Raw genomic sequence first — 25,831 nt, forward strand, 5'->3', positions numbered from 1 at the left:
GCAAGCCCTCTTGGTTATTTCATATCACATAGCTATCTACTGCTATCTGCCTTTCGGCATGGCAAAGGGCGGAATGACCCAACAGAACAGCAGATGACAGACAGCATACACTCCATGTATGCAGAAATAAAATATATACAAGAAAGAATATTTACTCCGCCGAAAATTCTTTGATGCGCTGTTCCTCGCTCAACCGGCAGATCAGCAATGTGTTATTCTTCTCAGCAACGATATATCCGTCCAGTCCCTGTACCACCACCCTCTTTTCCTGTGTAGTGTGAATCACACAGTTACGGGTTTCATACAACTTTATATTCTCACCTATCTGCGTATTATTATGGGCATCTTTCGGCAAATTCTCGTGCAATGATCCCCAAGTACCCAGATCACTCCACCCAAAGCTGGCAGGAAGGACAAAAATCTCATCCGCCTTCTCCATAATGGCATAATCCACCGAAATGTTCTCGCACAAAGGGAAATTCCGGTCAATCATTTCCTGCTCCTTGTCCGTATAATAATAAGGAAGCAAACGCTCGAACACCTTCGAAATGGCAGGCTGATATACGCGCAGGGCGTTCACCACCGTATTTACATTCCACACAAAAATACCGGCATTCCAGAAGAAATTATTTTTTTGAATATAGCGCCGGGCTGTTTCCAGATCGGGTTTCTCTTTAAAAGAATACACCCGGAATACCTCCTTATTGGCGGTAGAAGGTACACTGAGATCAGCTTCAATGTAACCGTAGCCCGTCTCAGGACGGGTAGGTTTCATGCCCAGGGTAAGGATAGCGTCCGAATCGGCCGTAAAATTCATCGCCGAATTAATCACCCGCTGAAACTCCGCGATATTCATCACAATGTGGTCGCTGGGGGTCACCACCATATTGGCCTTAGGATTACGTGCCTTTATTTTCCAACTGACGTATGCTATACAAGGAGCCGTATTGCGACGGCAAGGCTCACGCAGGATATGATCATCAGCAATATCGGGCAACTGCTCCTTTACAGTGTCCGCATACTTCTCTGATGTCACCACCCAAATATTTTCCGGAGGACAGATCCCCTGAAAACGGTCAGCCGTAAGTTGGATCAATGTACGGCCGCAACCCAGTACATCAATAAATTGCTTAGGATAATCAGGAGTACTCATCGGCCAGAAACGGCTTCCAACACCTCCGGCCATTATAACGAGGTGATTATTCTTGATGTTCATATGATTCATTTTTTACGTTGTATGACCGCAAAGATAAGTATTATTTTTTAAAAAAAGTATTGCGTTTTAATTTATATGTCCTATATTTGCATACGACTAACATTTTTTTTGTCATGAAACAACCGACAACTGAAAACTCTGATATAATTAAACTAGTAGCGATATTAGGTGATTTTGCCTTGTTGAACCTTTCTATGATACTTGTGTTTTTTATTCTGAAAGGAATAGATTCACAGGCCATAGCCCATATTTCATTGAAAACCTACCTGCTGACTTCCAACCTGTGCTATATTCCCTGCATATCCATCTTTGGGGTCATACTGCACAACCGCATAGTGCGTCCGGAACAGATTGTAGGCCGCCTGTTAGGAACAATCAGCTTGCATGTAGTCATCTTCCTCACGGTGCTGGCCATTATTAAGGTAGATAACTTCTCACGCATCTATCTGCTTGCTTTCTATCTGTCTTTCATACCTTTAGCTATAGGATGGCGACTGACATTGCGGTTCTTTGTGAAAATGTTCCGCCGCAGTGGCAGGAACCTGCACACCACTGTACTGATAGGCGACGGGGACAATATGGTGGAGCTGTACCATACGTTGAACGATTTGACTTACGGATACAGGGTTTTAGGCATTTTCTATGATGAGAAGGACTCTAATTACCCCGAAGGGATTCCCTTTAAAGGTCCTGTAAACCAATTATTTGAATGGTTATCCCATAACACCGTGCACGAACTGTACTGTGGTCTGCCATCCAGCAGAAAGGATGATATTCTGGCCATCATGAACTATTGCGAGAACAATCTGATCCGCTTCTATAGCGTACCTCATGTACGTAATTACATAAAGCGTCAGCTGCAACTGGAATTATTGGGTGAAGTTCCTGTATTGTCCATCCGTACCGAGCCGTTGCAGAACCCGGTAAACAGACTGGCAAAACGGTTATTTGATTTGACATTTTCCTCTCTGTTTTTACTTACAATTTTTCCATTTATGTACCTGATTGTAGGTCTTATTATTAAAATTACCTCACCTGGTCCCATATTCTTCAAACAGGAGAGAAACGGGGAAAACGGGAAAATCTTTAAATGCTATAAGTTCCGTTCCATGAAAGTGAATGCATTGTCCGATTCATTGCAGGCTACCAAGAATGATCCCCGCAAGACCAAGTTCGGCAACTTCCTGCGTAAAAGCAATCTGGACGAACTGCCGCAATTCATTAATGTATTCAAAGGAGAGATGTCCATTGTAGGTCCCAGACCCCATATGCTGAAACATACAGAGGAATATTCCCAACTGATTAACAAATACATGATGCGCCACCTTGTCAAACCCGGAATTACCGGATGGGCGCAAGTCACCGGCTACCGGGGAGAAACCAAAGAACTTTCCCAAATGGAAGGCAGGGTAAGAAGAGACTTGTGGTATATTGAGAACTGGACTTTCCTGCTCGACATCCGCATCATGATAAAAACAGTAACCAACATGTTCCGGGGCGAGAAAAACGCCTATTAATCCAAATCGTAGGGACATATAAAAAATAAAAAGATATGAAAGGTATTGTACTAGCCGGAGGTTCGGGCACGCGCCTCTATCCTATTACCAAAGGAGTATCCAAACAGCTGCTGCCTGTCTTCGACAAACCCATGATTTATTATCCTATATCGGTACTTATGCTGGCCGGCATACGGGAAATACTCATTATCTCCACCCCATACGACTTACCGAGCTTCAAAAGACTGTTAGGAGACGGAAGCGATTTCGGAGTACGCTTTGAATATGCGGAACAGCCTTCGCCCGACGGACTGGCTCAGGCTTTCATCATCGGCGAGAAATTCATCGGAAATGATTCCGTCTGCCTTGTACTGGGTGATAACATATTCCACGGCAACGGCCTGTCCGCCATGTTGAGAGAATCCGTACGTGCTGCCGAAGAGGACAAGAAAGCAACGGTATTCGGCTATTGGGTCAGTGACCCCGAAAGATATGGCGTAGCGGAATTTGACAAGGATGGCAATTGTCTCTCTATTGAAGAAAAACCTGCCCAACCTAAGTCCAACTATGCCGTGGTGGGACTCTATTTCTATCCCAACAAGGTGGTGGAAGTAGCCAAGAATATCAAGCCTTCGGCACGGGGAGAACTGGAAATCACCACCGTAAACCAGCAATTTCTTCAGGACAAGGAATTGAAAGTACAGACATTGGGCAGAGGTTTCGCATGGCTGGATACCGGTACTCACGACTCGCTGGCCGAGGCAAGTACCTACATCGAAGTCATTGAAAAGCGCCAGGGGCTGAAAGTGGCGTGCCTTGAGGGCATAGCTTTGAGAAAAGGCTGGATTACCCCGGAAAAGATGCAGGAACTGGCCCAGCCGATGCTTAAAAACCAATACGGACAATATTTACTGAAAGTTATAAAAGAACTGGGATTAGAATAATGGAAGTTATAAAAACAGCAATAGACGGGGTTTTCATTTTGGAACCCCGTATTTTTAATGATGCAAGAGGGTATTTCTTTGAAAGCTTCTCGGGACGTGAATTTGAAGAAAAAGTATGCAGGACTACATTTGTACAGGATAATGAGAGTTTCTCCACTTATGGTGTATTACGCGGCCTGCATTTCCAGAAACCTCCTTTCACACAAAGCAAACTGGTGCGTGTGATCAAGGGAGCGGTACTGGATGTGGCTGTAGATATCCGGAAAGGTTCTCCCACTTTCGGAAAGCATGTGGCCGTAGAATTGACCGGAGAGAATCACCGGCAGTTTTTTATCCCCCGCGGATTCGCACACGGCTTTGCGGTACTAAGTGACGAGGTGTTGTTCCAATACAAGTGTGACCATTATTATGCTCCGCAAAGCGAAGGAGGAATCGCATGGGACGACCCCGATCTAGGCATAGACTGGCGACTTCCGGCCGACAAGGTTATTTTGTCCGACAAGGACAAGAAACATCCGAGATTGAAAGACTATCAAACGGATTTCGACTTTAATCAAAGTTTATATTAAAGGCAGTTTTGATTCTGCGTTTGTCCGGTTTTCGCCAGTGAAATTAAAGAAGCCGAAAACTGCACACCGGACTATCGTAACGTTCAGGACAACATTTCCGAAGATTGACCTATAAAAACAGGGTGCACCTCCTACGAAAGAGATGCACCCTGTTTTTATAGGTCAATATCTTTATATCACTTCTTCTCCATCCCCTCCTGAGGAGCATTAAGTCCTGCCTTCAGATTTTCAAAGAATTCACGTCCGAACAAGATCCATGCGGAAGCGCCCGCCACTGCCAGGAAAATAAATCCGACAAGAATCACCTTCTTGCTGGTTCCCGAAGGCAGCAACGGCACACTGGCAGGTTCCACAACGGCAAATACAGGTTTGGCCTCCTGTACTTTGGCCCGTGCCACCTGCAATTGGGTAGCCACCTGGCTATACACCTGATATGCCAGATTCATATCATTCTGCAACCGTTCTCTCTCCGTCAAAGCACTTTGAAGGACAACCCCCTTGTTGGCATCCATGTAATTGGCATAATTCTGCTGGGCTACATAATACTCCTGCTGGCGTTCCTTATACAATTGTTCCAGATAAGCACAATCCTGCTGGGCTTTGGAGACCCTGTACGCTGTGATATACTCCTGAAGCTTCACCACTACCGTGTCTGTAATGGCGGCCGTAACCATCGGGTCCTGCAAAGTCACCGTCACTGTGGTGATGCCGGTTTTCTTATCCACATCAGCAGTAATCGCCTTACGCATGGCTTCCACTTTCTTCGCCTGATCTTCTGTCAGGTGGAAAGGATCCAGCCTGTTCCCTTCTTCCTCTTCCTTATCGGAGAAGAGAGATTTCACCCCGCCTATAGCCGCCCCGGGCAATCCCATAACAGCACCCCACCACGGAGCTTTCTGCTCATCGAGATAAGCTACAAAAGTAGTATCCACCTCACCGTCCAACGTGGTGACATGTGCATTAAACAGTTCCAGAATGAAAGGAGTAGACGCTACTATATCCGGGAAAAGAGATACGTTCAACGCATCCGCCTCACTGCCCAGACTCATGCCTCCGATCCCCAGCATGGCAGCCATTCCCGACAGGCTCCCCCCTCCGCTTTTACCGGATTCGGGAGACAATGTCACTTCCACCGTATATTGCTTGGGAATACTCAAAGCGATAATCACCCCTACAATAGCACCTATTCCGGCAACCTTCAGCAGCATCTTTCGGGCAGCCCACAACTTACGGACATACTCCATCAAATCAATTTCCAACTCCTCGTCTTCCCGTGGTCTTTCCGTATTATTCGTATAATTCTTATCTTCCGCCATACTGTTTCTATTTTAAGATATTAGCAATAGATGCAATCATAGTAGCCAACGACGCACTGGTGGTTGCTATGGACAAGGTGTTCTGCAAAGACCAGTTGCTCTTTTCCTTCACCGGAACAATCACCTCACAGCCCGGCTGGATCAGCTCACGGCTACCCTTCTTCGCTCTCTTCACCTGACCGTTCATATATACAATATACGCCTTGCTCTTCTTCGCACGGAAACCATAACCTCCGGCCTGCTCTATATAATATTTCAACGTCTTGCCATCTTCAAATGAAACGGTATTGGGATACATCACAGCCCCGCTGATACGTACCGTGTTGTTGTATTCGGGAATTTCAATCACATCCCCCTCACGCAATACGATATCCGCACTGGAGCCGGGTTTAAGCATCGCTTTTTCCAAATCGATACCCACATAATAGATATCTCCCAAATCCAGCCGGTTGACATCAATGGAGTCCTTTCCAGTCTTGGCCATATCCAGAACCATTTCCATACGTTTGCGTTCATCGGCATTGATACGACGGCTTAAACGGGCCCCTTTGATATAAGCAAACGGAGTCACTCCACCTGCCTTCTTGATCAAATCGGAAAGACGTTCGCTCTTCTCTGTCAGCGCATAATCACCTTCATACAAAACCTCACCGGTCACCTGCACATTCACCTGTTCCTGATAAGCAGGGCTCTTACGCACATATACCTGATCGTATGGCTGCAACACAAAACCCGGTTCTCCGTCTATCACAAAACCGTCTTTCAGAGAAAACGAGTACATTTGTCCTATGGTGGAAACCGCTTCCGTACCTTTGCTATCCTTGATACGGCGGGAAACATCCACACGGACGGTAGAAGCCGACTCCATCAATCCGCCAGCCTGGATTATAATATCCTCCAAAGTCGTATTGTCGGCAAAAGCGAACTCACCCGGACGGGCAACCTCACCATACACCATGACGCTTCCCACATCCTCCAAGTCATGAATACTGGGAATATAAAGCACATCATTACGCTGCAAAGGTACATCGGGTGCAGTACCGTCCATGATGCCTTTTATATCTACTTGAATAACCTCTTTCTTCAGATTCTCGCGCTCGCGATGCAACACCGCACGTCCTGTAAAGGCATCACCCATAAGGCCTTCAGCCTTTTCCACCAGTTGGCGGACTGTATTCAAGGTTCCTCCGAACTGATAAATGCCCGGACGATAGACAGCCCCCTTGATTTCAAGCTTGTTCTCAAAACGGTCCAGAATAGCTTCAGCAGTCAGCGCATCACCATCTTTTACCTGGAATACGGAATAATCAATATCATCAATCGTATAAATCTGATACTCCTTTCCGTTTTGACGAATCATGCGGAGAGAACGGGTATAGGCATCCCCCGAAAATCCACCGGCATACTTCAACAACGTGGCAACACTTTCGTTGTTTTTCATCTCGTATTTCATGGGGCGTTTCACATTACCCTCTATGCTAACCAACGCCTCGTATGGAGGAACGATGATCACATCGCCTTCCTGCAAGCGGATATCATCATTGATTTTACCTTTCATAATAAAATCGTACACATCTACGGTAGCGATTTTCTGTCCTCCGCGCACTACTTGTATATTGCGCAAGCTACCGATATCGCTCACGCCACCGGCACGGTACAGTGCATGAAACACGGTAGAGAAAGAAGACAATGCATAAGTTCCCGGTTGGAACACTTCCCCCATCACGTTCACCTGGATCGTCCGGCTGTTTCCCAAAGTAACCTTGATTTGTGAGGACGGGTTCTGTTCATTATCAAGCCCTGCATAAATCTTATTCAGTTCTTTACGCAAATATTGGTTGGCTTCGGCAATAGTCATGCCGTTCAGATAAATCAATCCCAAATCGGGGATCGTGATAGATCCGTCCGGAGATACATTATCGCGGATGGTGGCCTGGTTTGTACCCCAGATGTCAATGATTACCTCATCACCCGGCCCCAGACGGTAATTAGGAGGAGTAGCCAGATTCACACTCGGCTCGAATGTAAGGTTTCTGGTTTCAAAAATGTCCCGTCCGTACACCTTATCTTTCTGCATTTCTTCCATATCGCCCATGCCCATCCCCTCGTAATAGCGATTGGCAGAAACACTGTCCGACAAGTTCTTCCCTACCACTCTGCCCGCAGCCGGACGTTGGTCGAAAGTAAAATTCTCTGTTACATAGATATCTTCCTGCGTCTTTGTCTTTTCACGCAAACGGTTCCGATTTTGCATCGTTGCATTTGCGTCTTTATCAGCAGACCCATTTTGCTGTTCATAAAGTTTCTTTACACGCTTAGCCTGTTCTTGTGTCACTCCTCTACGGGCTAACTCTGTAGCAATCTGACGTTGGTCTTTTCCTTGTTGCATGCCCGTCTTCACATATTCCAACACCTGTTGGTCACTCATAGATTGCTGTGCAAGCACAGAACCCGAGAGGGCAAAAACTAAGACCAGTACGGATAATAGTTTTTTTATCATATAAATTCAATAAACTTAGTAATTTAGCAGCCGCAAAGGTAGATATTATTTTCGATATAGGCGAGTATTATTTCATAAATATCCCTCTAACAAATATAAAAACGGCTGCCACCTGACGGTGTACAGCCGTTTATTCTTTAATAATCCGTTAGCAGAATTCATTCAGACTTCATTGCACAGCCCTCCTTCTTAAAAAAGGTCTGCAAGGGTAAAACTTGTGCAATACCATTCCGGCCGGATCAGCAATACATATTTACGATGGCTTCGTACAATTCCTGCTTACCGCTTACTTGCTTGGGCTCACCATTCTGCTTAGCATAAGCCACTACGTCTTCCAGTGTCAGCTTGCCTTCTTCAAATTCTTTGCCTTTGCCACTGTCGAATGAAGCATAGCGGTCTGACAACATCTTGCAGTAAGGAGATTCATTAAGCAAAGCAGCAGCACTTTCCAATGCACGCGCCATAGCGTCCATACCTGCAATATGGGCGATAAAGATATCTTCCAGATCAGTAGAGTTACGACGTGTCTTGGCATCAAAGTTGGTACCGCCATTACCCAAACCGCCATTGCGGATAATCTGCATCATGGCCTGGGTCAGTTCGTAATTGTCGATAGGGAACTGGTCTGTATCCCATCCGTTCTGATAATCGCCACGGTTAGCGTCAATAGATCCCAACATTCCGTTATCTACCGCAACAGCCAGTTCATGTTCAAATGTATGACCAGCCAACGTAGCATGATTCACTTCAATGTTCACCTTGAAATCCTTGTCCAGTCCGTGAGTTTTCAAGAACCCTACCACAGTTTCGGTATCCACATCATATTGATGCTTAGTCGGCTCCATCGGTTTGGGTTCAATCAGGAAAGTACCTGTAAACCCTTTGCTCCGGGCATAATCGCGGGCAATGGTCAACATCTGAGCCAGATGTTCTTTCTCACGCTTCTGATCTGTATTCAATAAAGACATATACCCTTCACGTCCACCCCAGAACACGTAATTGGAGCCACCCAGTTCGATGGTAGCGTCAATAGCGTTCTTTATCTGGACAGCAGCGCGGGCAACCACATCAAATTCGGGGTTTGTAGCAGCCCCGTTCATATAGCGTGCATGACCAAAAACATTTGCCGTACCCCATAACAATTTGATTCCGGTTTCAGCCTGTTTCTGTTTGGCATAAGCAACTATCTCTTTCAGATTCGCTTCATATTCCTCGATTGTATCGGCTTCCTCACACAAGTCCACATCATGGAAACAATAATATTCGATTCCCATTTTCTGCATGAATTCAAAGCCGGCATCCATCTTATTCTTGGCAGCCTGCACCTTATCGGCATCACCGTTCCAAGGGAATTTCTTTGTTCCGCCGCCAAACTGGTCACCGCCCTCGGCACACAACGTATGCCACCATGCCATAGCAAACTTCAACCAGTCTTTCATCTTCTTGCCGTTAATTACCTTTTCAGCATCATAATAACGGAACGCCATCGGGTTCTTACTTTCCTTACCTTCAAATTTAATCTTTCCTATACCGGGAAAATACTCTTTTGTAGCCATAATTCTTTACTTATTTTAATAACTTGTTCTAATTTATCTACTATTTTTTTTCAACACGCAGGCGGATAGCCATTTCTTTATCCGAAGGTCCTTAAAAGGCAGCCATCGCTCTCTCCAGATTGGATTTCCAGCGGGCATACGCATCATCGTAAGCAGTGCGCTGTGCCACATCAGGCTCTATCACCTCCAGTTTTTCCAATGTGGCAAATGCCTCGTTGTTATCTTTATAAACACCCGCGCCTATGCCGGCCCCCTTGGCGGCGCCCACCGATCCATCCGTGTCATACAGTTCGATTACAGCCCCTGTCACTCCCGCCAACGTTTCGCGGAAGATAGGACTGAGAAACATATTGGCATGTCCGGCATGAATCTTCTGTACAGGGATACCCATCTGCTCCATGATATCAATGCCGTATTTAAACGAGAACACGATCCCTTCCTGTGCGGCACGAACAATATGCTGCTTTCCATGCAGGTTAAAATTAACTCCACATATAGAGCATCCTGTCTCTTTATTTTCCAGCATACGCTCCGCCCCGTTGCCAAAAGGAAGAATACTTACTCCGGCACTGCCGACAGGAGCCTGTGCCGCCAGCCTGTTCATATCACTGTAAGAAATACCTTCGGGAGCCACATTACGTTTCACCCACGAATTCAATATACCGGTACCATTGATGCACAACAACACTCCCAGACGGGTCTGCTCGGCAGTATGATTTACATGGGCAAAAGTATTCACCCGGGATTTCGGATCATAATTCACCTCACCGTTCACGCCATATACCACTCCCGATGTTCCTGCCGTAGAAGCAATCTCTCCCGGATTGAACACATTGAGCGACAAAGCATTATTAGGCTGGTCTCCGGCGCGATAGGTTACAGGAATTCCCTCTCTCAGGCCCAATTCTTTGGCAGCCCATGCATTTACACGTCCCTGCTCGCCAAAAGTCGGTTTGATATCAGCTATCAGCGAACGGTCGAATCCATAATAATCCATCAGGAAGCCCGCGACATCATTTGCCTGAAAATCCCAGAACATCCCTTCGGACAAACCGGACACCGTGGTACAAATATCCCCCGTCAGTTTCATAGCGATATAATCGCCTGGCAGCATTATTTTATAAATACGTTCGTACACAGCAGGCTCATTCTCTTTAATCCATGCCAGTTTGGAAGCGGTAAAATTCCCCGGAGAGTTCAGCAGATGAGAAAGACATTGCGTTTCCCCCAATGCCTCAAACGCTTTCTGCCCGTATGGAACCGCCCGTGAGTCACACCATATAATAGCCGGACGTAATACATTTTGCCCTTTATCCACACAAACCAGTCCGTGCATCTGATAAGAGATACCGATAGCGGCAATTCCATCCGGACCGATCCCACTCCCGGCCATGACAGCCTGAGTTGACAATTTCAGATTTTCCCACCAATTTTGCGGATCCTGCTCAGCCCATCCGGGGCGGGCAGCCATAATAGCAGCCTCTGTTTTAGGGAAGAATGCAGAAGAAACACACTTTCCGGTCTCTGCATTTACCAAACTCGCCTTTACCGACGAACTGCCAATATCATAACCTAATAGGTACATTTAATTGAAAATTAAGAATTTTAAAATAATAGTCTCTGTCCCGATGCTTATCAGCATTATCCTTCCAAGGAAAGGCCGGTGAAGAATCCCAAAACATATACCGATTCCCCGAAACGACCAGGCGGAGTATTCTCACAGCAATCACAACAAGGCTAAAGTTATCTGTCTGTTATCACTTCGTTCCCGACTTATTATATATTGAACGGTCGAACTTATAGAAGCGTGCCGCCCTGTGGCATACACCTACCTGTTTTTCTTCCAAAGGTACTACATATGGCATCAACGCTATCTTCTTATGGAAGTTCCTTACGTCAAACACCTTATCATAAATCAACTGATAGACAGTCCGCAACTGGGCCGCCGTAAACTTCCGGGGAAGCAAGTCGAACATTGCGGAAGGAACATATTCCACATAATGGCGTATATGCACCAATGCATCCTGCAAAATCTGGAAATGGTCGAACGCCAGGCTTTTCACCTCCGTCACAGGTGTCCAGCAAGCATCGTATTTATCAGACAGCTGTTCGAACCGTCTGTCAATCTTCACCAGTGTCAGGTAAGCGATAGTCACAATGCGGTCTATTTTCTTCTCGTCCAAACGATGAAAACGTTCCAGCCACAGCACATCCTTAGGGTTACGGGTACGGTCTTTCGATCCATACGCCTTAAACTGGGTAAGCTTCACATTCTTCAGGCCCGTCAACTCATTCAACACCCGCTTGGCCGCCTCATCCAGATCCTCATCGTCATAGATAAGGCTGCCCGGCAACTTCATGTTATTATATCCGTCCTCGGACTGTTTCCCCACCTGCCTTACCAACAGGACACGGAACTGCTCTCCATCAAACCCAATCAGCACACAGTCCACAGATACATGTAAATTAATCGTCTGGTTTATTTCCGACATAGTAATATGGCTTTTATCATTTCCGGCAGCAAAGATAAATACTATTTTTCGAATTACACAAAACAATATATTTATTTTTATTATGTTCCAAAACACTATTTTTCAATATAATAAATATCATCCATCATACAATATCACATCTTAATCTTATCATATACACTACAATATATAATGTACAGGAGTTGTCCCGTCTTCTTTTTTCCCTTTTTCCAAAGGGCTTTTATTCCATTCAATCCCCTATTTCAGACACTTGGTTAAGGAAAAGCAATCTTTACGCCAAAAAATTAATAGAATAAAGTTGTTTATTCACAATAATTTTCTTTACTTTTGCCCATTAAAATCTAAAGATTACTCTATGAGAAAGAAAATTTTGGTCTTGGACGACAAAATAGCAATTGCAAAAGTCCTTTCAATCTATCTGGCCAGTGATTATGATTGTATTTGGTTACCGAATGGCATCGAAGGGGTAAAATGGCCTCAGGAAGGTAACATACCAGATTTGATTATATCAGATATCCGTATGCCCGAAATGCGTGGAGACGAGTTTCTGGAATGGATAAAATCCAATCAGTTATTCAAACACATTCCGGTGGTTATGCTAAGCAGCGAAGACAGTACCACAGAACGCATCCGCCTGTTACAAGAAGGCGCGGAAGACTATATTGTCAAACCTTTCAATCCCATGGAGTTAAAAGTAAGAATTAAGAAAATCATTGAGTAAATCAGCATGACCTTTCTGCTTTATATAGGAAAGAACAAGGATTTTTTGCGTAAATTCAGCAAGCTCGAAAATGTCCAGATGATTTATGCCCAAAACTACCAGGATGCCATTACAATTTGTATCAGACTGAAAGTACGTGAGAACATCATTGTCCTTCACGAACAAGGGGAGATGAACGGAGATATTGAACAGATCGGTGCTTTCAGGAAAAAGTTCTATCAGGCATATGTCGTACTCATTACGGACAGACTGACTCCCGAAGCCAGCAAAGTCTATCTGAACAGCGGAATAAACGATACCGTCAGTTTGAACATCACCACCGCCCGGTTAAGGCAGAAAATAGACATCATCAATAAACGGCAGGAACTGCTATATGCACATAACCGGAAGAAAAAAGACGTGAGGCATTTTATCCTTCCCCAATGGAAGCGCTGCTTCGATATCCTTTTCTCCGGTGCAGCGTTAGTCTTCCTGTCCCCAGTCTTTCTGCTGATTGCCATAGCCATACGTATGGAAAGCAAAGGACCTGTTATTTACAAATCCAAACGGGTAGGAACGAATTATACCATTTTTAATTTCCTGAAATTCCGTTCCATGTATACGGACGCCGATAAAAAGCTGAAAGACCTTGCCGGTCAGAACCAGTACCAGCCGGAAGGCACTCCGGAGATTGCCAAAGATTTCTCGATGGAAGAATTAGGAGGACTGATGTTTGGAGATGACGGTGTTATAGATAACGGCGGAATGCTGGTTTCCGATGACTTCATCATTCCGGAAGAAGAGTTTATTTCCAGACAAAACGCACTGGATGAAAGTCCTTTCATAAAAATAGAAAAAGACCCGCGGGTTACCAAGGTAGGACGCGTTTTACGAAAATACAGCCTGGATGAGTTACCTCAACTGGTCAACATCTTGAAAGGCGACATGTCTGTGGTGGGGAACCGTCCTCTTCCACTCTATGAAGCCGAACGCCTGACAAACGATGAAAGTATCGAACGCTTCATGGCGCCTGCCGGGCTGACCGGCTTGTGGCAGGTGGAAAAACGGGGGGATGCCGGAAAATTATCCGCTAAAGAACGCAAAGAATTAGATTTGAAATACGGTAGAGAATTCTCCTTTTTCCTGGATATGAAAATCCTGTTCAAGACTTTGACAGCTTTTGTCCAAAAAGGAGATGTTTAAATAATTTGTTTTAGGAATAAAAAGGGGATTTATTATATGGGTAAAGTATGTCTTTTTGTCATCTGTATGTATTGTTCTATCCACCATTTAAGCGCACAACAGGAAGAGCAGCAAACACAACCGGTACAACAACCTCTTGTGACACAGGATGATATATTGGGGAATATGAATGTGGATTATGCAAAGATAAAGCTGCCTCCGTTAAGTGTCCTTTATGAGAATGCACGCAGCACTCCAAGCTTACAGATTTTAGAGAAGGAGAAACAGTTACAGAAAAAGTTACTATCGAAAGAGAAAAGGAACTGGCTGGGGTTTATCCATGCCGGCGGAAGTGCTTCTTACGGTATAGCAGACAATGTGGCCAGCAATACGGATGTCAACACCCCACTTATTTACAGGTATGTAGGTACAGAACAGACTTCGTGGAATGTGGGAGGCGGCATCAGTATTCCTTTTGAAAAGCTGTTCGACCTCCGGGGAGGAATCAAGCGCCAGCGAATCCAGGTGGATATTGCCGAGTTAAGAAAACAGGAAGCATACGAAACCCTTAAAATACAAATAGCTCATTTATATGTCCAGATTTTATCCAATATAGAAACATTGCAAAGATCAGCTGAAAATATAGCTTTATATAAAGGCGCATCGGCTGTTGCAGAACAGGAATATAGAAACAGACGTACCTCTATTCATGATGTGGCCAAGACTAAAGAACAGGAATTTGCCGCTAATCAAGACTTTGCCTTACTACGCTCTACTATTAACGACCAGCTGCTGACCCTTGAAATAATCTCCCACACCCCCATCCTGACCATACAAGGAGAAAAGGACGTTCAAGAAACAACGATACAGGAACAGGAAGAAAACAAGAGGCAAAGTAAGAAAAAAGACAAAAAGGAATAAGAAGCATGGAATTATTTAAATACATAGTCAAGTTTATCTACCGTATCCGTTGGTGGATGGTTATATTTCCATGTATAGCCGGTATCATAGCATGGTTTCTTACCAGAAATCTGGAAAAAACGTATGATGTGAAAACCACCATCTTTACAGGAATCATCTCCGGATACAACGTAGATGCCACCGATACCCGGAACGCCACCGTGCACATGAGTAATTTAATGAATATCATTACAACGGAACGCACACTAAAAATAGTATCTCTGAAACTGCTTGCCCGCTGTCTGGTCTATGGAGATGCCGAAAGAAACACCAGTTATATTTCAGCCATACACTACCAGCAGCTGGTTTCCGGTATTCCACGAGAGTTACAGGCATTGATAGACAAGCAAAACGAAGAGAAGACCTATCATAATCTGGTAGCTTTTGAACGCCCGTCCGTCAATAATTTCATCTACCAACTACTCAATTATACCCACCCTTATTTCAGCGTACCTCTACTCTCACAACATATAAAAGTAGCCAGGTTGGGAAACAGTGATATGATCGAGATTGCTTATAGTGCCAACGATCCGGGAATAGCTTATAACACACTTGAGATTCTGAATGAAGAGTTTGTCAAACAATACCATGAACTACGCTATGGAGAAACAAACAATGTGATCAAGTTCTTTCAAGAAGAACTGGCCAGATTGGGCAAAATGCTGACTGCCGCCGAGGATTCTTTAATCGAGTACAATATAGAAAACCGCATCATCAACTACGGAGAACAAACCAAACAGGTGGCAAGCATGGACGCTACTTACCAGATGATGGACAATGATTTGCTTGTCAATTATTCCACCAGTAAGGCGTTGATCGATTTCTATGAATATAAATTAGGTGATGTAGCCAAATTGATCCGTACCAACAATGAGTTTATGGACAAACTTCATCAAATGTCCCAATTGAACCCCCAGATCTCAACCATGGAAATCACTCCGGACGAAAAGAACCGGAAAAAGCTGGAAGAACAAAAAAACATGTTAAGTAACGCCGAACAAAACATCAACAATCTTGCCCTGAAACTAAGTGCCGAAGCCGCAAGTACAAACAATGTATCTTATGAGACACTCATCAGCCAATGGCTTGACCAAGTAGTTCTTGCCGAAAAGACTAAAGCCCAAATGGAAGCACGAGATATAATGAGAGAGAATTTAAATAAAGATTTCCTTTATTTCTCCCCCATCGGCGCTACCCTGGGCCGGAAAGAAAGGCATATCGGCTTTGTGGAAAGCAACTATATGTCTACCATGGGAGCCTTGAATGCAGCCATCTTGCGACAAAAGAACCTGGAAATGACCTCGGCTTCATTAAAAATCATGAATCCGCCCCTGTTTCCACTGACCTCCTCCCCCACCAATGCACGCATGATTATACTTGCATCCATACTGGGGACTTTACTTTTCATCATTGGCTATTTTCTGATTATCGAAATACTGGACCGTACCCTCAGAGACAAAATACGTACAGAACGAATCACCGGAGGAACAGTTATCGGCGCATATCCTAAAGAAAGCAAGTTAAGATACAGACGTTATAATAAAGCCATAAACGAAATGGCCGTCAAGCAACTCAGCACCGCTTTATTGCCTCATCTAAATACACAGGAACAGCGGGTCATCAATCTGTTAAGTACAGAAGAGAAAGACGGAAAGACCCATGTCGCCCGCCTGATAGAGGAATACTGGAGCAGCATCGGTCTAAACGTCCGCCGCATTACATACGATGAAGATTTTCTAAGCGAAGACAGCCAATATGTACAGGCAAACAATTTGAAAGAACTATGTCCCGATCTGGAAAAGGATGAAATACTTCTAATCGAGCACCCGGTCCTGAAAAGCAATCCTCTGCCTCCGGCTTTGTTAAATGAAGCATCCATCAATCTGCTGGTTGTCCGTGCCAACCGTACTTGGAAAAATACGGATCAGGCACTGTATGAGCATTTGTTACAAGTTAAACAAAAAGAAGTACCCCTCCTTTTCTATCTGACACAAGCAGACAGAAATACAGTGGAAGACTTTACAGGACAATTACCTCCTTACACGAACTTTAAGAATATGGAATACAGGCTGTTCCAACTCGGACTGACCGCCATTGAATACAAAGGAAAATAGATAATGATAGCAAAAGAAATAAATATAACCCATACAGGTCAAATTCTGGCCAGCTTCATTATCGGACTGTGCTTATGCCTATGGACAGCCCTCAACATGAAGCCCTCCATAGGAGTTGCAATAGGGTTCATACCTTTTGCCACGCTTTTTATCTTCATATGCATAAACAGACCCGTCATTCTGCTGGCCATCACCTTTATGCTGAATTACCTGATAATGGGAATTAACAGATATCATTCCATCCCTATTGCCATTACCAATATCTTTGATTTGCTCTACGGCATCATGTTGGCCCTTATTCTTCTGAAACAGTTGCAAAGCAATCATCATTTCAGGAAAATACTAAACGTCTATACCTGCATCACATTGGTCTGGCTGCTATATTGTATCATCAACATAGGTAATGGTATAACCGGTGAATTTTACATGGAAGCATGGCTTCGTATTTTAAGACCCTGGGCCTTATACCCTATTCTGACCTGTATTATTCTATCCATACACTGCAATCGCTACACTTTTATCCATTATTTTTTAATACTATGGGGTATCATGACCCTACTGGCTGCCGCAAAAGGATATTGGCAAAAGAACAAAGGTTTTGACAGTACCGAGCTAAGCTGGTTGTGGGCCTACGGAGCACGTACCCATTTTATCCATTCCGGCATCCGCTATTTCTCATTTTTCACTGACGCGGGTCTTTTCGGTGCCAGTATGGGATTATCCTGCACTGTTTTCACGCTTACTTTTTTCTATACAAAGAACCTATTTCTCAGACTCTTCTATTTAATAGTGGGTATGGCAGGATTTTATGGTCTGTTAATATCGGGAACCCGATCGGCCATAGCTGTACCCATTGCAGGGCTGGGGCTCTTTCTGTTCCTGTCTAAAAGTTGGAAAATAGGCATCATCTCCTTTATCCTGCTTGCCGGAGGGATAGGAATGCTGAAATATACCAAGATCGGAGAGAACAATAAGTTGATCCGTCGTATGCGTACTGTCTTTGACACAGAGGATCAATCGATGATGGCTCGTTTCGAGAACCAGAAAGCACTGAATGCCTACATGGATGAAATGCCCTTCGGCATAGGCATGGGAGCCATAGACGGGGTAGTTCCTCCCCATAACAAATATTATTTCGTTTCCATCTGTCCTTCAGACTCCAGTCTGGTAGATGTATGGAAACAGATGGGAATAGTGGGACTGTGTGTGTTTTTGGGTATGCATGCCATTCTATTTCTATCGGGCTCCTACATCCTTTTATTCAAAATCCGAAATCCGGAAATCCGGGGACCGCTGACAGGTATGTTATGCGGTTGTGCAGGCATACTGGTAGCTTCTTACGCCAATATGGTTTATTTCCAGTTTCCTAACGGAATCTTGATTTATTCTTGTTTCACCTTTGTTTTTTTAGGACCTTATTTAGATAAACAATACTCAGAAATACATGGACTACCGACAGCCTGACCTATCCGTCATCACCGTGAACTATAACGGTTTTCACGACACCTGCGAATTCATTGACTCGTGGGCAGCCACTGTATTCTCTGTCAGTTATGAAATGATAGTCATTGACAATGGTTCCACTGCCAATGAAGCCGCCTTGCTACAAAAAACATATCCTTTTATCCAAGCCGTACGCAGTGAGCGGAACTTAGGATTCGCCGGAGGTAACAATCTGGGTATAAACCTTGCAAAAGGAAAATACCTGTTCTTGCTGAACAATGATGTTTGTATGGTCAAAGATGCCATACCCTTGTTGATAAAACGCCTTCTGTCCTCCGACAAGATAGCAGGTGTCTCCCCGTTAATCCGTGATTATGCAGAACCGCACGCCATACAATTTGCAGGATACACCCAACTTTCGCCCATTACCTTAAGAAACAGAGCCATAGGCAAAGGGAAAATAAATAAAGACCACTACCCCGCCCAAAAAACGCCTTATCTGCATGGTGCCGCCATGTTACTGAAAAAAACAATAATAGACAAGCTTAGCCTGATGCCCGAAGAATATTTTCTATATTATGAGGAACTGGACTGGTGCACCTATATCAATAGGGAAGGCTACGAACTATGGTACGATCCCGCTTGCGAAATATGGCACAAGGACAGCAGCTCCACCGGAAAAGAAAGTCCGTTGAAATACTATTACCTGAGCAGAAACAGATTATTATATGCCTACCGCAATCTCTTTGACTGGAAACTTCCGGTTTCCATCTTATACCAGACAATGATTGTATGTCCCAAAAACATACTGACCGCCTTGGGAAAAGGAAAGAAAGCCATAGCCAAAGCACATTGGGAGGGAACAAAAGCATTTTTCAAACTTAGAAACAAAGACAAACAGCCATGATATTTCTAGCATACATAGAACTACTACTTTTCGCGATATGTGCCTTTACTGTTTTTTACCTGCTGGTGTACGCCATAGCGGCAACAGGCAACCGCACCGACAAATATTCCGAATCAAGAGTAAAACACCGTTTCGCCATTCTGATACCGGCCTATCAGGACGATGACTACATACCCTATACCGTCAAATCATTTCTGCAACAAGAATATCCTATAGACTGCTATGACATTATCGTCATTTCAGACCACCTGAAGCCGGAAACAAACAGACAACTGGCACAATATCCCATCACCCTGTTGCAAGCCAGATTCAAGAAAAGTTCAAAAATGAAATCTGTCAAAGCTGCAATGTCACAATTACAAGAAGGACAATACGATATCGTTTTAATCATGAATGCGGACAATGTAGTGGACACCAACTTTCTTGAAGTTGTCAACAATACGTATGCCAGCGGCTCCAATGCCATCCAAACCCATCGCATCTATCAGGAAAGACCCAGCAATGTCAGCATATTGAATGCCATCACCGACGAGATAAACAATTCCATTCTTCGTGCGGGGCATGTCAATTTGGGACTTTCAGCTTCGCTGAACGGCTCCGGAACCGCAATAGACTTCACTTGGTTCAAAGAAAACATCCGTCATTTAAAAGACGATGACGATGAAAAAGTCATCGAATCCTTGCTGCTCCGCGAACGGATATATGTGGAATATTTAAATAATACCCATGTATATGCCTTGAAGAATAGTGGAAAGAAAAAATTCTATACCCAACATAGCACTTGGATTAAAACCCAATATTATTCCCTGTTCACCAATATCGGTAATCTGCCCGGCGCCATTTTAAGTGGAAAATTTGATTATGCCGACCGTATTCTGCAATGGTTCATTTTCCCTCGCACCATCCTGCTAGGTATCCTCCTCCTGTTCAGTTTCCTGTCCGTATACTTCCACTGGAGCGCCTGCCTAAAATGGTGGGGATTATTACTCACTTTCTTATTGACTATGGCAATAGCCACTCCAAACTACTTGGTGGACAGCAAATTCAACAAAGCCATGAAAGCTATCCCCTTTCTGGCGGCAGGCATGATATTCAATATGCTTTTAAGAAAGAAAAAATAAAAGCCCCATGCTATCGGAAATTATACATATCATGGAATATACGCTATATATCTACCTTTCCGTCAGTGTGGGGTATATAGTCCTGTTTTCTGCCGCCTCTCATTTCTTCAAACAAAAGAAATATCCCGCGACTACTGTCCGGCAACGTTTTATCATCCTTGTTCCCGCCTATAAAGAGGATGCGGTCATTCACGCCTGCGTCACTTCCGTTCTGCGCCAAACTTATCCGGCAGAGCTTTACGACCTGATAGTCATATCCGACCACATGCGTCCCGAAACCAATGCCTCACTGCGCAAAGAACGCATCGGCTTGATAGAACTGCATGAAAAGGAAAGTTCCAAGGCAAAAGCCCTGCGCATTGCAGCAGAGACCATCACAGACCAGCCATACGATTATGTCCTCATACTGGATGCCGATAATCTGATCTCACCCTGTTATCTTCAAGAACTGAATAAGGCAGTTTCACAGGGTATAAAAGCCATACAGACACACCGCAAAGCCAAAAATATGAATACAGACATAGCCCTATTGGATGCCGCCATCGAAGAGATGAACAATTCCATCTTCCGCAAGGGACACATCCGGCTGGGATTTTCATCTGCCCTTACCGGCTCCGGAATGGCTTTCGATTTCCGATGGTTTGTCCGGAACATCATCCATACCCATAGTACGGGCGAAGACAAAGAACTGGAAGAACTCCTGCTCCGTCAAGGCATTCACATTGAATATATAGACACCCTAGAAACATTGGACGAAAAAGTCCGGCAACCGGATGCCTTGCGTAACCAGCGCCGCCGCTGGATAGCCACCCAGCTTTTCCTTGCATTAAAAATGGGACGTAACCTCCCCACAGCCTTACTGAACGGAAACGGAGATTATCTGCTGAAAACCCTCCAAGCCTTTATCGCCCCCCGCAGCATTCTGTTGGCGCTCATCGGATTCTTTTCATGTGTTCTCTGCATTTTCTCTCCGGCTTCTTCCATAAAGTGGTGGATTTTGCTTATCTTGCTGAACGGTGCGTTATACCTGGCCATTCCGTCCAATATGAGATATAAATACATGAGCAGAATCCTCAGGCAGACACCTTATTTTGTAATCATTATGCTTCTCAACTTGTTTCACTTGAAAGGAATGGCACAGAAGTTCAACCATACACAGCATGGATAGAATTATGAATATAAAAGAGTACTTACAGCAACACCCGCAATGGAAAAAACGGATACACGGTTTCATCATGCATCCGGTAAAGACACGCCCCTATTGGTGGATACGCGTATGGCAGCCTTTCTACATAAAAAAAGGCCGGGGCTCAGTCATTTATTCCAGTGTACGGAAAGACCTTCCACCGTTCCACCTGTTCCAGATGGGAAAATATTCGGTAGTGGAAGATTTCTCCTGCTTGAACAATGCCGTAGGCGACATCGTAATCGGCGATTATTGCCGGATAGGACTCGGCAATACGGTCATCGGTCCCATCCGGATAGACAACGGGGTCAATATTTCACAAAACGTAGTCCTGATAGGATTAGATCACAATTACCAGGATATCACTCAAGGCATCATCGAACAAGGTATCACCACTTCTCCTATCCACATCGGAGAACATACCATCATAGGAGCCAACGTGATTGTACTGCCCGGAATCACCATCGGCAAACATTGTTTTATCGGTGCCGGGTGTGTGGTTACCCAAAACATACCCGACTATTGTGTCACGGTAGGAAATCCCGCACGCATTATCAAACGCTATAACCCTCAATCACAAACATGGGAAAAAATATAAAAATATTAGTATGTGCCCATAAGGACAGCCGGCTACCACAGCATGAGTACTTCTGTCCCATACAGGTGGGGGCCTCCCTAACCAGTGCCCGATTCTTCCCTGTACTAGATAACACAGGAGATAATATATCCGACAGGAATCCTCACTTTTGTGAACTAACCGCCCATTATTGGGCTTGGAAAAATCTAAAGTGTGACATTATAGGGCTCAATCATTACAGGCGCTTCTTTGATTTTCATCGCCCGTTTCCGGCTTTTTCACCAGACAGGAGTTTCATCAACATAGATTCATTTCTAAAAGAAACTTACCGATTTCCTGATTTAGAAACCTTATTAAATGATTATGACATCATCCTCTCTCCCAAGCGTCATTATCCCTATAACGTCGCTACACAATACGCCATATTCCATCTAGTCAATGACCTCAATTTGCTGAAAGAAGTCATTCAACACCTCACACCCGAATATGCTGAAGCTTTTCATACATTCATGTATCACTGCAATGCCTATTCCGGATATAATATGTTCATCACCGGACGGAAACATTTTGACGAATACTCCCAGTGGCTATTCAGCGTATTGTTTGAATTAGAAAAACGGGTAAAACTGTCCGCCTATCCGGATCAGGCACGTCTGTTCGGCTATTTATCAGAAAGATTGATCAATGTCTATTGCATAAGGCACCGGTTAAAGATAAAGTATGTTCCCGTCATCATGCCCTTGGAAGAAACGTTTCAGAATCCGAGCAACCTGCTTTATACGCTTCGCCGACTAAAGAATGATCTTATTTATAAACTCACAGAATTATAAGTTATGCCGTTGGTTTCTGTCATCATCCCTATATACAATACAGAAAAATTCCTGCCTTTGTGTATCAACAGCGTCTTAAACCAGACACTGACAGACATTGAAGTACTGCTGGTTAATGACGGAAGTACGGACGGAAGCGGGAAAATATGTGACGAATACGCCTGCAAGGACCAACGAATACAGGTAATACACACTCTGAACCAAGGAGTCAGCCATGCACGAAACCAAGGACTGGAAACCGCAAAAGGAGAATATATAGCTTTCATGGATAGCGACGACTGGATAGAAACGGATATGATAGCCACTCTTTATCAACTTATCCGGACAAACGAAGCCGGTCTGGCTACTTGCGGATATATCATTGAAAATGAAGATGGTCGTCCGATTTACCACATCAACGAAGTGAAATCCGGCAAATTAACCCAGTGGGAAGCCATTCACTCCCTGTTTAACGACAGGCATTACAAATACAAAGGAAACTTATGGGATAAATTATATCATAAAGAAATCATTGACAAACATCACCTAAAATTCAATGAACATATTTATTATAATGAAGACAGGCTCTTTATTTTTCAATACCTGAGCCACTGCCAATCAGCCGCATACACCACTTCCCCCTATTATCACTATGTCACAAGAAAATCAAGCGCCATGAACCTGTCGCAAAAAAACTACACCCCCAAACTGTGCACTTTCATGGATGCATTCGACCTGATGACTTCACTTTCGGCCACATTCCCCACCTATATTCTACGTGCTTTGTCGGCCGATTACATAAAAAGTTCGTTCTTGTTCTATACCCAACACTCACGGGAAATCCCCTTCAATGAATTATGGGACAGAATGCTAAGAATCAGAAAAAACAATTATATACATCTTCCACTTTCTCTAAAAATAAAGTATGCGCTATATGGCATCAGACTTATCCTGCGGGCATGGCTCAAGTGAAAAGACCAATTTACTGCTTACTTAACACGCACCCGTTTTATCTTTCCATGCACCCACAACAAGGCACAGACCAATTTGTATGCCATCTGATGAAGGCCCGCAGTTTTATTCAGTTCGGGAATCAGTTCCAATAAAGGAGATTCCACCTTTTCCAGTCTTATATAATCCTTCATCATTCTATCCGGAAACAACTCCTTATACACCCGCTTTCTTTCCATATCTCTTGTTCCGGCATCCGTTTCACTGACCCCTCCGGGTACAAACCTACAAACGATGGAACGAATATTGCGGAACGTCGCATTGTTGAATATCAAGGTCTGAATATAAAATTTCCAATCGGATACAATCTTATAACTCTCGTCATACCTGTTTTCATCAAAAAGTTCTTTACGGAAGAATGAAGCCTGATGCAATACAGTTCCCCGAATCAAATCCATCAGCGTTATATCCTCCTTATGAAATCCCCACACCTCTGTGCCATGCACTATTTTTCCAACAACAATATCGCTGTCCAATGAAGGTGCCACCTCCTGCAACACACCATTGTTATAAAATTCATCACCGGAATTCATAAAGTTCAAATACTCTCCATGCGCCTGTAAAACTCCTTTATTCATGGCATGATAAATACCCTTGTCCGGCTCCGATACCCAATAGTCCACTTTACCGGCATACTCTTTTATCACTTCAATACTTCCATCCGTAGACCCTCCGTCAATAATAATATACTCAAAATCCCTAAAAGACTGGCCGACCACACTTTCTATGGTTTTCCTCAACCCTTCTTTATTATTATAATTAATGGTTATAATCGAAAATTTTCTTTGTGACATAATTTTCCGCTTTTTACAATCTAAAGTTTCCATTCGTCATCCAGACTGAGCGATTTTTCGAATCCGACATACAGAGGCACAATCCGGCTGACATTCGAAGTATAAGTACCGATAAAAAATGAAGAATGGATCAGAATATCCATATCCAACAGCATATTCAACGTATCTATATATCTACTTTTTTTATCCTTTGTATTAAACAAAGACTCGTCAAATCCTGTTTGTGTCACAGCTGTGTTCCAGTAAACATTAAATCCTTCGGCAACCAGTACGGATTTCAACTTATCCGTCACAGAACCATCATCCGTAGCTATAAACACATTACGGCTGATATGCTTCTTCCCTTTAACAGCATCAATATAAAGAGACAAACCAAGTTCCTTCATCTCACGGGAAACTATCTTATCTCCCCGCCTTATATGTACCGCTATGTAATCTACCGGCAAATTCATCTCGCTTTTCCTTTTTTCTATATAGCCGGTTGTCTTTTCATTAAATTTTAATATTTTCCGCAAGGCAGAGCCATAATCATTTCTGATATCTTCCAGTTTCTCCAGAAAATCCTCCGATCTCATTTTTAGAAAGACCTCATTCCCTAGTTCCGTTTCCGGATGAAATAACAGATATATCCTATTCATCATATAGAAAATATAATACCGGAAAAAAGCGGACGGATTATAATAGATATTTCCCCACCAAGGTTTCCCCTTTTTATAAACAATATATTGCGAACACATCACCCCGTTACAGTCTGGCAAGACCGATTCGAAATAATCACTCCAGCCTTTCTCTACCCTTGCATTCCAGTTCCTTGTATTGACAGTCAGCTCTTCCTGATTATAGTCCGCATAGACCAATGCCAAAGCAAGGTTAGACAACTCTGAGAACAACCCTCTTCCAGTCAAACTATATACGATTCTTTTTTTCTCCATCTCCAT

22 protein-coding genes are annotated in these 25,831 nt (G+C 43.9%); 14 read left to right on the plus strand and 8 right to left on the minus strand.

The genetic code is table 11. The features are described 5' to 3' along the window. Positions 1–151: 151 nt before the first annotated feature. Positions 152–1,216, minus strand: coding sequence for a mannose-1-phosphate guanylyltransferase (locus BVU_RS19785; protein WP_005851496.1), 1,065 nt, complete (start codon positions 1,214–1,216; stop codon positions 152–154). A gap of 113 nt (positions 1,217–1,329) precedes the next feature. Between BVU_RS19785 and BVU_RS19790 the strand changes: the two genes are divergently transcribed. From BVU_RS19790 to rfbC, 3 genes are read left to right on the plus strand one after another with little or no spacing between them, the layout of a single operon-like run. Then, positions 1,330–2,733: an undecaprenyl-phosphate glucose phosphotransferase gene (locus BVU_RS19790; protein WP_005851494.1), complete on the plus strand. Its 1,404-nt coding sequence runs from the start codon at positions 1,330–1,332 to the stop codon at positions 2,731–2,733. A gap of 35 nt (positions 2,734–2,768) precedes the next feature. Continuing rightward, the gene (gene rfbA, locus BVU_RS19795; protein ID WP_005843154.1) at positions 2,769–3,656 is read left to right on the plus strand and encodes a glucose-1-phosphate thymidylyltransferase RfbA; all 888 of its coding nucleotides are present in this window, start codon (positions 2,769–2,771) and stop codon (positions 3,654–3,656) included. Then, on the plus strand, positions 3,656–4,225 hold the full coding sequence (gene rfbC, locus BVU_RS19800) for a dTDP-4-dehydrorhamnose 3,5-epimerase (protein WP_005843153.1): 570 nt from the start codon (positions 3,656–3,658) through the stop codon (positions 4,223–4,225). Before rfbA ends, rfbC begins: the two co-directional genes overlap by 1 nt. Positions 4,226–4,401: 176 nt before the next feature. On the opposite strand, the gene BVU_RS19805 is transcribed toward rfbC, so the two are convergent. The 5 genes from BVU_RS19805 to BVU_RS19825 form a co-directional block, all read right to left on the minus strand. Continuing rightward, positions 4,402–5,541 (minus strand): Wzz/FepE/Etk N-terminal domain-containing protein, encoded by a 1,140-nt coding sequence (locus BVU_RS19805; protein WP_005843152.1) that lies wholly within the window; start codon positions 5,539–5,541, stop codon positions 4,402–4,404. Between the two features lie 7 nt (positions 5,542–5,548). After that, on the minus strand, positions 5,549–8,041 hold the full coding sequence (locus BVU_RS19810) for an SLBB domain-containing protein (protein WP_012055962.1): 2,493 nt from the start codon (positions 8,039–8,041) through the stop codon (positions 5,549–5,551). Between the two features lie 239 nt (positions 8,042–8,280). Next, on the minus strand, positions 8,281–9,597 hold the full coding sequence (gene xylA, locus BVU_RS19815; RefSeq protein WP_005851486.1) for a xylose isomerase: 1,317 nt from the start codon (positions 9,595–9,597) through the stop codon (positions 8,281–8,283). Positions 9,598–9,688: 91 nt separating this feature from the next. Continuing rightward, the gene (locus BVU_RS19820) at positions 9,689–11,182 is read right to left on the minus strand and encodes a xylulokinase (protein ID WP_005843149.1); all 1,494 of its coding nucleotides are present in this window, start codon (positions 11,180–11,182) and stop codon (positions 9,689–9,691) included. Positions 11,183–11,354: 172 nt separating this feature from the next. Further along, positions 11,355–12,089, minus strand: a complete 735-nt coding sequence (locus BVU_RS19825) for an NUDIX hydrolase (RefSeq protein ID WP_012055963.1) — start codon at positions 12,087–12,089, stop codon at positions 11,355–11,357. Positions 12,090–12,444: 355 nt separating this feature from the next. On the opposite strand from BVU_RS19825, the gene BVU_RS19830 reads away from it, so the two are divergent. From BVU_RS19830 to BVU_RS19880, 11 genes are read left to right on the plus strand one after another with little or no spacing between them, the layout of a single operon-like run. Next, the gene (locus tag BVU_RS19830; RefSeq protein WP_012055964.1) at positions 12,445–12,810 is read left to right on the plus strand and encodes a response regulator transcription factor; all 366 of its coding nucleotides are present in this window, start codon (positions 12,445–12,447) and stop codon (positions 12,808–12,810) included. A gap of 6 nt (positions 12,811–12,816) precedes the next feature. Next, positions 12,817–13,992 (plus strand): sugar transferase, encoded by a 1,176-nt coding sequence (locus BVU_RS19835; protein ID WP_005843146.1) that lies wholly within the window; start codon positions 12,817–12,819, stop codon positions 13,990–13,992. A gap of 36 nt (positions 13,993–14,028) precedes the next feature. Next, positions 14,029–14,892: a TolC family protein gene (locus BVU_RS19840; protein WP_005843145.1), complete on the plus strand. Its 864-nt coding sequence runs from the start codon at positions 14,029–14,031 to the stop codon at positions 14,890–14,892. A 5-nt stretch (positions 14,893–14,897) separates the two neighbouring features. After that, on the plus strand, positions 14,898–17,045 hold the full coding sequence (locus BVU_RS19845) for a GumC family protein (protein WP_012055965.1): 2,148 nt from the start codon (positions 14,898–14,900) through the stop codon (positions 17,043–17,045). 3 nt (positions 17,046–17,048) lie between these two features. Further along, entirely contained in the window at positions 17,049–18,509 is a 1,461-nt protein-coding gene (locus BVU_RS19850; RefSeq protein WP_005843143.1) for an O-antigen ligase family protein, read from the plus strand. Further along, the gene (locus tag BVU_RS19855; RefSeq protein ID WP_008671344.1) at positions 18,490–19,395 is read left to right on the plus strand and encodes a glycosyltransferase family 2 protein; all 906 of its coding nucleotides are present in this window, start codon (positions 18,490–18,492) and stop codon (positions 19,393–19,395) included. Before BVU_RS19850 ends, BVU_RS19855 begins: the two co-directional genes overlap by 20 nt. Next, positions 19,392–20,516 (plus strand): glycosyltransferase, encoded by a 1,125-nt coding sequence (locus BVU_RS19860; RefSeq protein WP_005843140.1) that lies wholly within the window; start codon positions 19,392–19,394, stop codon positions 20,514–20,516. The genes BVU_RS19855 and BVU_RS19860 overlap by 4 nt, the downstream gene beginning before the upstream one ends. Before the next feature lie 7 nt (positions 20,517–20,523). Further along, positions 20,524–21,684 (plus strand): glycosyltransferase family 2 protein, encoded by a 1,161-nt coding sequence (locus BVU_RS19865; protein ID WP_005843139.1) that lies wholly within the window; start codon positions 20,524–20,526, stop codon positions 21,682–21,684. A 4-nt stretch (positions 21,685–21,688) separates the two neighbouring features. Further along, the gene (locus tag BVU_RS19870; protein WP_008671350.1) at positions 21,689–22,300 is read left to right on the plus strand and encodes an acyltransferase; all 612 of its coding nucleotides are present in this window, start codon (positions 21,689–21,691) and stop codon (positions 22,298–22,300) included. Continuing rightward, a complete protein-coding gene (locus tag BVU_RS19875; protein ID WP_005843137.1) occupies positions 22,285–23,109 on the plus strand; it encodes a DUF4422 domain-containing protein in 825 nt (274 codons plus the stop codon). Before BVU_RS19870 ends, BVU_RS19875 begins: the two co-directional genes overlap by 16 nt. 3 nt (positions 23,110–23,112) lie before the next feature. After that, positions 23,113–24,060, plus strand: a complete 948-nt coding sequence (locus BVU_RS19880) for a glycosyltransferase family 2 protein (protein ID WP_005843136.1) — start codon at positions 23,113–23,115, stop codon at positions 24,058–24,060. A 17-nt stretch (positions 24,061–24,077) separates the two neighbouring features. On the opposite strand, the gene BVU_RS19885 is transcribed toward BVU_RS19880, so the two are convergent. Both BVU_RS19885 and BVU_RS19890 read right to left on the minus strand, forming a co-directional pair. Continuing rightward, positions 24,078–24,893: a glycosyltransferase family 2 protein gene (locus BVU_RS19885; protein ID WP_005843135.1), complete on the minus strand. Its 816-nt coding sequence runs from the start codon at positions 24,891–24,893 to the stop codon at positions 24,078–24,080. Between the two features lie 20 nt (positions 24,894–24,913). Further along, positions 24,914–25,831: an O-fucosyltransferase family protein gene (locus BVU_RS19890; RefSeq protein ID WP_005843134.1), complete on the minus strand. Its 918-nt coding sequence runs from the start codon at positions 25,829–25,831 to the stop codon at positions 24,914–24,916.

It is taken from the genome of Phocaeicola vulgatus ATCC 8482 (genome assembly GCF_000012825.1).
GTDB classification, from domain to species: Bacteria; Bacteroidota; Bacteroidia; order Bacteroidales; family Bacteroidaceae; genus Phocaeicola; species Phocaeicola vulgatus.